This is a genomic window from Granulicatella sp. WM01, assembly GCF_004570605.1.
GTDB lineage: Bacteria > Bacillota > Bacilli > Lactobacillales > Aerococcaceae > WM01.
In genome coordinates, this window is sequence record NZ_SPPB01000011.1 from 22,159 (window position 1) to 35,747 (window position 13,589).

The following is a 13,589-nucleotide window of genomic DNA, read 5'->3' on the forward strand; positions in this document are numbered from 1 at the left end:
TCATGAAGATAGATCCTTCTTAGGAGGATTTTTAAGTGAGAGTAAAACAGTTAACAACAGTAGCAATTTTGGCAGCTTTATCTATCATTATATCATTTTTTTCATTTCCAATTATTCCAAGCGCAACATTTTTGAAATTGGATTTTAGTGATATATTTACATTTTTAGCATTGTATTTCATTGGTTGGAAAGGATTAATCTTATCTACTTTTAGTAAAGGGATTATACTCTATTTACATTCAAGTGATCCCATTGGAGCATTATTGAATGTTATTGCAGCTTTGGTGTTTAATAGTGTTTATTATATCGTACATAAAAAAACAAAAAAATACGTTATTTCAGGGGTAGTTGCAACAAGTATATTTAGTGTTACATTGTCTTTATTAAACTATTTTGTGTTTTTACCTTTATATATGGCACTTTTTAATATTCAATTAGGTGCATTAGATACGCTTGTTTTGTATGCTGTTTTTCCTTTTAATATCATTAAAGGGATAACATTATCTATTTTAGATAGTGTGTTAATTAAAAAATTTATATCATTAGGTTATTCAAAAGGTTCGTTTGAACGTTGAATAGCACCAGTCGGGCAACTGATGTATGCCTCTTTAAATGATACTAATAACTCATTGGGGATTGGAGCATCTTTAGGTAAACTAGGATGGGCAATCCCTTCATCATTGTAGTGAAATAGTTGAGAGGCTTTCAGTTGGCAAAGTCCACAGGCAATACAATCTTCTTGACATACACGATAAAACATAGAACATCTCCTTATGTTGATGTTAAAATCATACTACAAATAGACAAAAATTGCTATACTATGTTAGAATATAGTTACATAGATTACGGAGGTAGAAAAGTGACGAAACAATATTTTGATGAAGAAATTGATCAAACTGAAACAAAGGTAGATGAGCCTTGGGATCATCAATTTGAAAAAGAAGATGCACCAACAACTCGTAGTGCACGTATACATTCTAATCCTGAAGCGTCGTTATATACAAAAATTATATTTGGAGTAACAGTGTTATTAGCATTAGTTATGGGAATATGGTTTGTCTTAAGTTTTACAGGAGTGATTGGAAAAAATAATACAGCACAACAATCAGAATCTAAAGTACCAAGACTTGTTATTCAATCTCAAACATCAGCTGCTAAAGATGAAACATCTGCATCATCAAGCATTTCAGCATCTGCTACGTCTTCACAGACAACAAGTACAACACTTGGATCAACAACGTCATCTTCACAAACAACATCTAATGCATCAACAGTTGCAAGAGGAACTACGTATACAGTTCAAGCTGGAGATACATTGTATAGTATTTCAAGACGTTATGGTTTAACAGTTGAACAATTACAATCTTTAAATGGATTATCTGGTACGAATTTAAGTGTTGGTCAAGTCTTAATTGTTGGAGAATAACTATCTAACACATAAAAACGGGGTATCCCGTTTTTATTTTGCATGATATTGTGTATAGTAAGGAAAATATATTCATATAGAATACATTCTAAATATACTATGTATAATAATAAAAATGCCATTTATTATAAATCATTTCTGATATAGATAAAATGAAGTGTGTAGAACGGAGTATATAGATGAAAAAAATTAGAATTGCTATTGACGGTCCTGCATCATCTGGAAAAAGCACTGTTGCCAAACAATTGGCACAAAAATTACAGTATGTTTATTTAGATACTGGTGCAATGTATAGGTGTATGACGTTAAGTTTGCTTGAACATCATGTTGACTTAACTGATGAAACATTAGTGAGTGAGTGGATAAAAAAACAAAAAATTGAATTTATAACACATGATAATCAGCAGTCTGTATTGTTAAATGGAGAAAATGTGACTTTAGCTATTCGAGAAGCACGTGTATCTAAACATGTGTCATTAATCTCTTCTTATAAACATGTACGTGAAGAGTTGGTAAGACAACAGCGAGCATATATTCAACAAGGTGGCATTATTATGGACGGTAGAGATATTGGAACGGTTGTCATGCCAGAGGCAGAACTCAAAATTTTTATGGTAGCTTCTGCTTATGAGCGAGCAAAAAGACGTTACCAAGAACATGTTCAACGTGGTGATTATACACAAAGTGTTGAGGAAATTCAGAGACAAATTGAAAAAAGAGATTATATTGACTCAACTCGTTTGGAATCTCCACTGACTAAAGCAAATGATGCAATAGAAATAGATACAACCGAACTTAATATCAATCAAGTTGTTGAAAAGATTATGTCTTATTTGTGAAAAACGAACATCTAAGATAAAAAACAAAAAAATGTAAGCAAAAATGAAGAAAAAATCGCATATAATATAGACGTTTTGTTTCTATAGTGATATAATAGCACCAGTTAGTGTGTTTTTAGACACAAGGAGTATTAGGAGGATATGTTATGTCAGAAGTTTTTAATGCAATGGAAGAAGCATTAAGTAGTGCTTTAGATGTTAAAGTAGGAGATATTGTGAAAGGTGAAGTCTTAACCATTCAAGATAATAAACAGATCATTGTAGGTATTATAGATGCTGGGTTAGAAGGTGTTATTCCAGCAAAAGAATTATCAGCTCAACCAGTTGAACATTTAGAAGACATTGTAAACATTGGTGATGTATTAGATTTAGTTGTTATTTCAACAATCAAAGACAAAGAAAATGGACACTATTTATTATCAAAACGCCGTGTTGATGCACGTCGTATCTGGGAAGAATTAGAAACTAAATTTAACCAAGGTGAACTTGTAGAAGGTAAAGTAACCGGTGTTGTAAAAGGTGGACTTATTGTAGATTTAGGTGTTCGTGCGTTTGTTCCAGCTTCTTTAGTTGCTGAACGATTTATTAAAGATTTATCTTCACTAAAAGATCAAACATTAGTATTTAAAATTAGCGAATGTGTACCTGCAGAAAATAAATTAATCTTATCAAGAAAAGCTGTTCTTGAACAAGAAACTGCTAAAAAAATTGAAGAAGCATTCAGTCATTTAGAATTAGATGCAGTTGTTGAAGGAACTGTATCACGTTTAACTAATTTTGGTGCATTTATTGATTTAGGTGGAGTAGATGGTTTAGTTCATGTGTCACAAATTGCCCATGAACACGTTAAAAACCCTGCAGACAAATTGGAAATTGGTCAAAAAGTTACGGTAAAAATTACTGGTCTTGATAAAGAAAATAACCGTGTATCTTTATCAATTAAAGAAACAATTCCTACACCTTGGGAAATTGCTAGCCAAGAACTGTCTTTAAATCAAAGCGTTAAAGGTATTGTAAAACGTCTAGTTGATTTTGGTGCGTTTGTTGAAATTATGCCAGGTGTTGAAGGATTACTACATGTATCACAAATTGCTCATGAACATGTTGTTTCGCCACAAGCTGTTTTAGAAATTGGTCAAGAAGTAGATGTGAAAATCATTGAATTACGCTTGGCAGATCAACGTATTGCCTTAAGTATGAAAGCATTGATTGAAAAACCAGTTGAAGATGACCAAGAAGTTGAAAATACTCAAGAAGATACGTATGATATTAATGACGAAAATACAACAGTAACGCTAGGTGATGTCTTAGGCGAACAATTACAATTAAATTAAACAATAATTTAAACAGTAACTTTCTAACGATTTAGGAAGTTACTGTTTTATTGTTGAGTTAGATATAAGCGTATTAAGTTGACATTGGTTAAAATGGTATAGCATAAAAGATCTACAATACATTTTGAATTCCCGAAATAAACTTAATCTATTCTAAGAAATGTTGTCAAATCAATGTTTTACAAAAAGTCAGTTTTAAAAAATATACTATCATTTAATATGAATGGAGCTAGTAACAGTAATAATAGTCCAAAAATGACAAAGCATTTTTAAATAGTAAAATAAATTCCTATTGGATAAAGATGATGAAATACTTGTCAAACCTATCAAAAAATGTGATCTAATTTTGAGGATTTGAGATAAATGTGTTGTTTCATCAATAAGATAACATAAGTAAATAAACTTTATTTTTTGTTAACATGATTTAATAAGAGTATTAAACTGTTTAGTTTTATATCAAATAGTTTTAATGATGATTGAGTATGCGGCATTTGGATTTAATTGAGTTATTAACTCAATTAAATCCAAATTGTTGAACATATTTTCAATGGTAAAAAACGTCAGTTGTTACCGGTGCTTTTTCATAATCGTGTTGTATTATTGATATGATTATGTGAAAAAATAAAGCAATAAGCTGACTAAAAGAATAGTAAATAAGTACTCTATATATGAAATTACATTATAGTATTTTGTTAATGTAATGTGGTAGTGTAGAAAAGTTTATGCAGTTTCATTTGGGTATAATGTTTTAATTAGCTTAAAATATTTAAAATTAGGCACTTATGTGAGGAATAAGCTAAAATACAATAAAAAAATAAGACGAATATACAGATTTATGCTATAATGTTTAAATGTATAGTTTAAACCAATAGATAGGAGAAAAGAGTATGTCCATTCTAACAGTTGCCATTGTCGGCAGACCAAATGTCGGAAAGTCGACAATTTTTAATCGTTTAGTGGGGGATAAAATTTCTATTGTTGAAGATATATCCGGTGTAACTCGTGACAGAATTTATGCTCAAGGAGAATGGTTGGATAAACCGTTCAATGTCATTGATACAGGAGGGATTGAATTAAGTGATCAACCGTTCATGACACAAATTAAGTATCAAGCAGAAATTGCTATTGATGAAGCAGATGTTATTGTGTGTTTAACAAGTGTTCGAGAAGGAGTCACTGAAGCAGATGAGTATGTGGCTAGATTATTACATAAAAGTAAAAAGCCTGTAGTTCTTGCGGTCAATAAAGCAGATAATCCAGAACAGAGAAATGAAGTATATGAATTTTATAGTTTAGGTTTAGGGGAACCTTTTCCTATTTCTGGTAGCCATGGATTAGGTTTAGGCGATTTACTAGAAGAAATTTTTAGAAAATGTCCTCGCTCTGAGGAACATGCAGAGGATAATCAAAAAATTCGCTTTAGTTTTATTGGGCGACCAAATGTTGGGAAATCTTCATTAGTTAATGCAATTTTAGGAGAAGAACGTGTCATTGTATCAGATGTTGCTGGGACAACACGAGATGCTATTGATACTGAATTTACAGATAATGATGGAAATATTTTCCAAATGATTGATACGGCTGGTATTCGTAAACGTGGAAAAGTGTATGAGTCAACAGAAAAATATAGCGTATTAAGAGCAATGCGTGCCATTGATCGCTCTGATGTTGTATTAATGGTATTAAATGCTCAAGAAGGTATTCAAGAGCAAGATAAAAAAGTTGCCGGATACGCTCATGAAGCTGGTAAAGGTGTTATTATTGTAGTGAACAAGTGGGACGCTATCGAAAAAGATACACACACAATGAAAAAATTTGAAGAAGATATTCGAGGACATTTTCTATATTTAAGTTATGCACCAATTATTTTTGTATCAGCAAAAACAAAGCAACGCTTAAATCAGTTACCAGCATTAATTAAAACAGTTAGTGAAAATCAAAATTTACGTATTTCTTCATCTTTATTAAATGATATTTTATTAGATGCAGTGGCAACAAATCCAACACCAACAGACAAAGGGAAACGTCTAAAAATTTATTATTTAACCCAAGTATCTATTAAGCCCCCAACATTTGTTGTATTTGTAAATGATAAAGAATTAATGCATTTTTCTTATGAGAGATTTTTAGAAAATCAACTTAGAAAAACGTTTGAATTTGAGGGAACTCCTATTCGTTTAATTACACGTGAGCGGACTTAAAAAATAATAGAGAAAAAATATATTTTTGACGCTAAAATATTTGCATAAATACTAGCCTTGTGGTATTCTTTCATAGTAATGTTTTAAGCAATATGGCTTAGGACTAACATATAATTTCATTTAGAAATTATAGTTTTTTTGGAGGTGAGAAATATGGCAAACAGAGCAGATTTAGTAGAACGCGTAGCAAATGAGACTGGTTTTACAAAAAAAGATGTATCAGTTACTGTTGATGCATTATTTGAAGCAATTCAATCAGCACTTGCAGCAGGTGAAAAAGTACAAATTATCGGTTTTGGTAATTTTGAAGTACGTGAACGTGCAGCTCGTAAAGGTCGTAACCCACAAACTGGTGAGGAAATCGAAATCGCAGCAAGCAAAGTTCCAGGATTTAAAGCTGGTAAAGCATTAAAAGACGCTGTTAAATAATAGTGAATACTAGTAATCATAATATATAATGGTTACTAGTATTTTTTATGTTAAGTCATATACCTCACAGTGCTGTGACGTATTAAAAAGTAAAATTATTTACTAAAGTCATATTGAGCTATTTTATTATATTCTGTGGTTTAAATTTTTTGACGAAGGTTGAATTAGAAAGAAATGCAGCAAAAATATGGAGACACAATGGTTAGTTAATATCATCTGAAAGCAAATATATATGCTATACAGATGAGAGTTTGTATGATATAATCCAAGAGTAGATTAAAAGGTCGTTTAGAATATGTAAACCTCGGTCTTAACAAAAAAATGATATGTATTTCCGATATTTTAGATATAAAATAAATAAAAAATATCTTGTTTTTAGTTGTTTTTTCTAAAAAATAGCCATTTGGGGTCTAAAAGACCTTATTAATTTCTACTATTGTAGATTTTAATGTGCTACTGTTTTTACACTTGTCTGAAAGACCTATTATAGATAATAGGGGTGTACTATTTACTGTTATAGCTATTTAGGAGTGGAGATATTTACTCTAATATAACTAGATAAATTAGAATTTGAATGGAGAAAATAGATGAAACTCAATAAAAATAAATACATACCAATAGGAATAGTATGTCTAGTTTTAGCAATAATTTTAAATAAGACATCTAATATAAGTGATTTAGTGATTGGTATTTTATATGGACTATCAATTGGCATATTGCTATTGGAATTATTGATAGTAAAAAGTAATTCTCAGTTTGTTGAATGAATCATGAAACAGAAATGTAAAAGACAATAGAAATTAAAAGAGCTATTGTCTTTTTTAGTGCAATATAACAAGTAGGTAAAAATGATGATTATCATTAAACTTGTAAAAAGAATTGTTTTAGATAGCATACCTTAATAGTCTAATCAATATTACGGATTTTCATTATGATAAGTGTATAGTGTTGACACATATTATGATAATTAAGTTTGCAGTTCTAAGAGTGTATATGAGATGTTTTATAGGATTGTACAGTCCTCTACTATTAGTTAAGCAAATATCTTACATGAAAATAATAGAATAAATATGATTTTAGGAGTGACTGTTTTCAGTCACTCCTTTTAAAGTAATGCATAAATGCTTTAATATTGGATAACTGCATTTTAAAATTAAGTTTATTTTTTCATGTTTTTGTCATAGTGTTAAAAAAATTGTTTTTCTTTACTGTTTATTACTTTTGCATTTAATAATTAAGAGGGGGATAAAAATAAGGAAATATGAATTATGGGAATGATTTATGGTATAATAAATAAGCATAGTTTACGCTAAATATGATGTGAGGATGGTTATATCATTTAATCATGCGTAATAACTATTTGGAATGTACAGAAAAGGAGAGAATATGATGAAAGTATTATTTGTTTGTTTAGGAAATATTTGCCGTTCACCTATGGCTGAAGGTATTTTTAAAGATATGGTTAATAAAGAAAACTTAAGTCATCTTATTTCTGTTGATTCGGCTGCGACTGGAACGTGGAATTTAGGACAGGCACCTCATCAAAAAACGCAACAAAAATTAGCTGAAGTTGGGATAGACACTAATGGTATGGTATCCAGAGTATTGAATGATCATGATTTAAGTTATGATTATATTATTGGAATGGATTCTAGCAATATTGCTAATATTAATCATTTCATTAAAAACAGACAATCTGGGCAAGTTATGCGTTTGCTACAGTTTGCCAAAGAAGATAGAGATATTGCTGATCCTTATTATACGGGTGATTTTGAACAAACCTTTCAGGATATTACAAAAGGGTGTCAAGGGCTTTTAGAGCATATAAAAAAAGAATTAAATGAGGTATAAAGATAACATGAGCATGAAAGATTATGAACAAGGCATTATGGCAGCTATTAAACAAGGACAACTAAAGCAAGCTGAGAAAACCATTCAGCAAGCTATAGAATTTGCTATTGTATATCATCAAGAATTAGAGGCCTATGAGTTGGTTGAAACACTTCGGCAATTAGGGTATCTTGATTATGCTTTGTTAGCGTGTCAATGTGCCATGCAAAATTGGGAAAATGACGAGTGGGACTTGTTACTGGCAGAATTATATATGGATAACGATGATTTAGATGATGCACTAGAGCGTTTACTGATGATTAATGAACAATCTTCTCTTTATCCTAGTGCATTAGTGATGATGGCTGAATTGTATCAATTAGAAGAATTATATGAAGTTTCTGAACAAAAATTGCTTCATGCTAAGCAGATAGTACCAGATGAACCAATCATTGATTTTGCTCTAGGGGAATTATATGGGTTAATGGGAGAATATCAAAACGCATTGATGTGCTATCAAAAGGTAGAAACAGCTCATATTATTGAGAAAGAAGAGTTATACAAAAAAATAGCACGTATGTTAATGGCATTAGGCGAATTTGAAGAGGCAATTGTCTACCTAGAAAAGTTGACAATGGAAGAGCATCATTCTGAGAGCATGTTTGAATTAGGTTTAGCCTATTATCAAATTCAAGAATATGAGCGATCAATAAAATGGTTTGAAGAACTGTTAGCAAAAGATCCTGATTATTTATCAGCACATCATTACCTAGCTAAAGCACTTATTGAAACTAGACAAACTGATAAAGCTAAAACGTTTTTGGAGCATGCTCTTAAAGAGAATCCGTATCAAAGTGCATTGTATGTTGAATTATATGCTCTATATACACAATATAAATTGTGGGAAAAAAGAGAACAACTTATTGAACAAGCAAGAGAGTATTTGCCAGATGATACCACATTAAATGTGCTTTATGCCTACCTGTTAAAAGAAAAAGAATGGTATGATGAACTTATTGAATTTGTAGAAAAACAATTGGAAGAAGATGAAGATAGTGAATTTTATTGGTTATTAGCCTATGCTTATGGAAAGAATGAACAAGATGATAAAGCACAACATTACTATACATTAGCTTATCGTATGTTTTATGAAGACGCACAATTTTTAGAAGATTATGCGTTATATTTAAGAGAAATTGGGAAAAAAGATGAATTAGCAAATATAATGGTACAATTAAAACAGATAAATCCTGAATGGACTTTGTCATAAGAAAGGAGGAAACATGTTACAGCATGAATTATTTCAACAGGCACTTCCTTTATTAGAGAAAATTGAACAAGCTGGATTTGAGGCATATTTTGTAGGGGGATGTGTGCGAGATACATTATTGAAACGACCTATTTCAGATATTGATATTGCCACAAATGCTTTTCCACAGGAAATTAAATCTATTTTTAAAAAGACTGTTGATGTCGGTATTGAACACGGAACGGTTATGGTCTTATATAACAATCATTCTTATGAAATTACAACATTTCGTACAGAAACAACGTATAAAGATTATCGTCATCCAGATACGGTTACATTTGTGAGAAGTTTGGAAGAAGATTTAAAAAGACGAGATTTCACAATTAATGCCTTAGCTTTGGACTGTCGGGGGAAATTGTATGATTTTCATCATGGACAAATGGATTTACAAGAAAAGCGTATTCGCGCGGTAGGATGTTCTCACGAACGTTTCCATGAAGATGCATTACGTATGATGAGAGCTGTACGTTTTGCTGGGCAATTAGGTTTTGGAATTGATGAACAGACGAAACAAGGTATTTCTCAACATGCGCATTTATTAGAAAAAATTGCTATAGAACGGATTTGTGTTGAATGGGAAAAATTGATGTGTGCCAAAGAGAAAGCAAAGGGAATAGATGTTTTTGTAGATACTGGTTTATATGTTTATTGCCCTTATTTTAAGGAAGAGGAACAAGCGATTAAACATTTTTCGACTATTCAGTTGAGTTTGCTTCCCGTACCTTGTCACTGGGCTATGCTAGTTTACTATACACAAATTAAAAGAGAAAATATTTCACAGTTCTTAAAAGCGTGGAAATTGTCTAATGATTTTGTGAACCAGATAAAAGTGATGGTGTCTGTTTTAGACTGGCGAGAAACAAGTGAGTGGACGTGTGATAGGTTATTTGATGTGGGAGAAACATTGACGTGTTTAAGTGAAGAACTTGCTTGGCAAATGGGGCTGATTGAACACAAGCAAGATGTTGAACAATTGTATAATCAATTGCCTATTAAATCAGTTAGCGATTTAGCATTAGGTGGGCAAGAAATTATGGCGTTGTTACAGCAAGAGCGTGGTGGGAAGTATTTAGGGGAAATTATTGAACACATGCGTCAAGAGGTTCTGCATAATCGGATAAAGAACACAAAAGAGCATTTAAGTGAGTGGATATTGGAACATTATGGGCATATAAGGAGTTGATGTGAATGACTAGTAGAATGGATCGTCATCAAAAACAAAGTGTCATAAAGCAAATACGTGGACGAGTGAAACAGTATCATCTTGTGAAATGGATTGTCTTTTTAACATTAATGGGATGTATCATTTTTAGTAGTTATTTATTATATTTAGCTAAAACTACAGATATTAAGGCGTTAAAAGTCAGTTTAGAACAAAAGACGATTTTGTATGATGCCAATGGAGAGCAAGCAGGAGAATTGCTTCAACAAAAAGGAACTTTTGTGCCTCTAGGTGAAATCTCGCCTCACATTGTGGATGCCGTGATTTCAACAGAAGATAGACGGTTTTATACGCATTCAGGTGTAGATTATTTAGGCATTGCAAGATCAAGTTTAGGTTTTTTTGTAAATGGGTTTAAAGTAAGTGGCGGAGGGAGTACAATTACACAACAATTAGCCAAAAATGCTTATTTAACACAAAAGCAGACATTCATTCGTAAAGCACAAGAAGTTTTTCTAGCTTTAGAGATTGAACGTCAGTATTCAAAAGATGATATTCTAACAATGTATTTAAATCACGCTTATTTTGGACAAGGTGTGTGGGGTGTTGAAGATGCCTCCAAAAAATACTTTGGAAAGTCAGCTAAAGAGCTGAGTGTTCCGGAAGCAGCTGTCATTGCAGGGATGTTAAAAAGTCCTACATATTATAACCCAATAGATTATCCAAAAGAAGCAAAAGACAGACGTGATACAGTCATTGAGTTGATGAAAACGAATGGGAAAATTTCAGCCGATGAAGCTACAATGTACATGCAGACAGATATTGTTTTACAAGATAAATATGATGTGATGTCTAATTATCAATATCCATACTTCTTTGATTCAGTTATTGATGAAGCAGAGAAAAAATACGGCATTACAGAGGAAGATTTATTAACAAAAGGATATAAAATATATACCACTTTAAATCAAAATTATCAAAAACAACTTAATCAAGCCTATGACAATCAAGAATTATTTCAAAATGCACAAGATGGAACTTTAGTACAGAGTGCAACGGTAATGATGCATCCAAAAACAGGTGGTGTGCTTGCATTAGTTGGTGGACGTGGTGAACATGTGTATCGAGGATTTAATCGAGCAACGCAAATGTATAGGCAACCAGGTTCAACCATAAAACCTTTAGTAGTATACACGCCCGCTTTAGAACAGGGATACACACCAGATTCTATTTTAGTTGATGAAGAATTATCTTATGGAAGTGATCATTATACACCTAAAAACTGGAATTATGTGTCTATTGGAAAAATTCCATTGTATCAAGCCTTGGTAGAAAGTAAAAATACAAGTGCAGTGTGGTTATTAGATAAAATTGGACTACAAACAGGACTGGACAAACTGCATGATTTTGGCATTGAAACACAAAAAGATGATCATTATTTAGGAATTGCTTTAGGAGGTATGACTAAAGGCGTTACACTTATGCACATGACGTCTGCGTATACAGCTTTTGCTAATAACGGTGTAAGGCAAGAGCCTTATTTCATCACAAAAATTATCGATGCTTCAGGAAATGCTATTGTGGATAAAACATATAATCACACATATCGTGTTATGAGTGATGGGATTGCTAATGAAATGACACGTATTATGCTTGGGGTTTATGAACAAGACGGTACAGGTTATGTACCACTAAATCATTCTGATTACCAAATTGCCGGAAAAACAGGAACAACAGAAGTACCAGGACAAACTGGAGCGCAAGATAAATGGATAATTGCCTATACACCTGATTTTGTGTACACAACATGGATGGGATTCGACGAAACAAGTCAAAATACGAAACTGGAATCTGCCTATTCTCAAATACAGCCATTTTTCCAAACAACTATCAATGATGTGTTGGCAGTTTCTCCGTTAACATCGTTCCAATTAAAATCAGTGACAACACAAAAACAAGAAGAAAAAGCAAACCGAAATTGGTTTGAAAAAGCTACGGATAAACTCGAATCATTTGGTAGAGATATTGGAGATGGTATAGGTAACCTTTGGAATGGTATTACAAATTTCTTTAACGGCAGATAAAATGGATTTGTGCCTAAAAATAAACCAAGCAACAAACAAGGTAAAACAGTGCAAACATAGCAATAAAAATCAAAATATTAGACATACTACAATTGCAATAGAGATTGCTTAAATCTGTTTGTTCAAGTTTTAGGAGAATGTATTGTCAAAAACATGAATATATAGCATGTATGAATAGAAGAAAAGCAGAGTATTTTTGAAAAAATAGTTTATTAAGAGTAGTGATTATATTTGGTTTATACAAAATGAAAAATCGGATAAAGTCCCGTTAATAAAACTAAAGGAAAAATTCTTTGGGTGTACAATAAAATCGTGTGGGTAAACGAAAAGTTCAGGGTGTACAATAAATCGTGTTGGTGAACAAAAAAGTTCGCCAACACGATTATTTTTTTATAGAAAAAAGTGAAGCAAACCAGTAAACTATAAGTTGAGAGAAAATAGTAAAGAGGTGCTTCACATGGATAAGAATACCAGAAAATTATTGAAATTGGAAGAAGAATTTGAATTTCCAGAAAATTGGCTAACTCAAGACGTGCAACATCATATTAAATATCATATTATTCATGCCAGCTGGGAAAGAAAAATAGAAAAATGTCATCATTGTGGGCATAATCAGCTGATTCGTTATGGGAGTTATTTAAGAAAAATAAAATTATTACCTGTTTATGAAAATCCCACTAAATTACATTTAAAAATGAGACGTTATCAATGTACTTGTTGTCATAAAACGATGACCTGTGAAACACCTATTGTTAAAAAATATTGTCATATTGCTACAGCTGTCTATCAAAAAGCTTTGTCACTATTATCAAAATCTGTGACGAAAAAACATATTGCTCAAGAATTAGCTGTGTCTGACGCTTCCGTTCACCGTGTAATGCAACAGGCAGTGATCAGTTGTAAACAAACTTATAGCTATTTACCTAAAGTACTGTGTATTGATGAGTTTAAAGCTTTAAAAACAAGTTATTCAAA

Annotated in this window: 12 protein-coding genes; 11 read left to right on the plus strand and 1 reads right to left on the minus strand. The window is 31.8% G+C overall.

The genetic code is table 11. The features are described 5' to 3' along the window. Positions 1 to 35: 35 nt before the first annotated feature. The gene (locus tag E4T68_RS02930; protein WP_135123951.1) at positions 36 to 575 is read left to right on the plus strand and encodes an ECF transporter S component; all 540 of its coding nucleotides are present in this window, start codon (positions 36 to 38) and stop codon (positions 573 to 575) included. On the opposite strand, the gene E4T68_RS02935 is transcribed toward E4T68_RS02930, so the two are convergent. After that, on the minus strand, positions 548 to 760 hold the full coding sequence (locus E4T68_RS02935) for a ferredoxin (protein ID WP_135123953.1): 213 nt from the start codon (positions 758 to 760) through the stop codon (positions 548 to 550). The two genes, E4T68_RS02930 and E4T68_RS02935, sit on opposite strands and share 28 nt — an antisense overlap. Positions 761 to 859: 99 nt before the next feature. Here E4T68_RS02935 and E4T68_RS09230 point away from each other — a divergent pair, with 99 nt between their 5' ends. The 10 genes from E4T68_RS09230 to E4T68_RS02990 form a co-directional block, all read left to right on the plus strand. Further along, on the plus strand, positions 860 to 1,426 hold the full coding sequence (locus E4T68_RS09230; RefSeq protein ID WP_209305050.1) for a LysM peptidoglycan-binding domain-containing protein: 567 nt from the start codon (positions 860 to 862) through the stop codon (positions 1,424 to 1,426). 179 nt (positions 1,427 to 1,605) lie between these two features. Further along, positions 1,606 to 2,265, plus strand: coding sequence for a (d)CMP kinase (cmk, locus tag E4T68_RS02945; RefSeq protein WP_135123957.1), 660 nt, complete (start codon positions 1,606 to 1,608; stop codon positions 2,263 to 2,265). A 146-nt stretch (positions 2,266 to 2,411) separates the two neighbouring features. Further along, positions 2,412 to 3,599, plus strand: coding sequence for a 30S ribosomal protein S1 (gene rpsA / locus E4T68_RS02950; RefSeq protein ID WP_135123958.1), 1,188 nt, complete (start codon positions 2,412 to 2,414; stop codon positions 3,597 to 3,599). Positions 3,600 to 4,486: 887 nt separating this feature from the next. Beyond that, positions 4,487 to 5,800: a ribosome biogenesis GTPase Der gene (gene der / locus E4T68_RS02955; protein ID WP_135123960.1), complete on the plus strand. Its 1,314-nt coding sequence runs from the start codon at positions 4,487 to 4,489 to the stop codon at positions 5,798 to 5,800. A gap of 153 nt (positions 5,801 to 5,953) precedes the next feature. Then, positions 5,954 to 6,229: an HU family DNA-binding protein gene (locus E4T68_RS02960; RefSeq protein WP_135123962.1), complete on the plus strand. Its 276-nt coding sequence runs from the start codon at positions 5,954 to 5,956 to the stop codon at positions 6,227 to 6,229. Positions 6,230 to 7,615: 1,386 nt separating this feature from the next. Beyond that, a complete protein-coding gene (locus E4T68_RS02970) occupies positions 7,616 to 8,080 on the plus strand; it encodes a low molecular weight protein-tyrosine-phosphatase (RefSeq protein WP_135123966.1) in 465 nt (154 codons plus the stop codon). Between the two features lie 7 nt (positions 8,081 to 8,087). After that, positions 8,088 to 9,329 (plus strand): tetratricopeptide repeat protein, encoded by a 1,242-nt coding sequence (locus E4T68_RS02975; protein ID WP_167753784.1) that lies wholly within the window; start codon positions 8,088 to 8,090, stop codon positions 9,327 to 9,329. Between the two features lie 13 nt (positions 9,330 to 9,342). Beyond that, the gene (locus E4T68_RS02980) at positions 9,343 to 10,551 is read left to right on the plus strand and encodes a CCA tRNA nucleotidyltransferase (RefSeq protein ID WP_135123970.1); all 1,209 of its coding nucleotides are present in this window, start codon (positions 9,343 to 9,345) and stop codon (positions 10,549 to 10,551) included. Positions 10,552 to 10,556: 5 nt separating this feature from the next. Further along, positions 10,557 to 12,614: a transglycosylase domain-containing protein gene (locus E4T68_RS02985; RefSeq protein ID WP_135123972.1), complete on the plus strand. Its 2,058-nt coding sequence runs from the start codon at positions 10,557 to 10,559 to the stop codon at positions 12,612 to 12,614. A 457-nt stretch (positions 12,615 to 13,071) separates the two neighbouring features. Then, on the plus strand, positions 13,072 to 13,589 hold a 518-nt coding region (locus E4T68_RS02990), incomplete at its 3' end, for a helix-turn-helix domain-containing protein (RefSeq protein ID WP_135123974.1).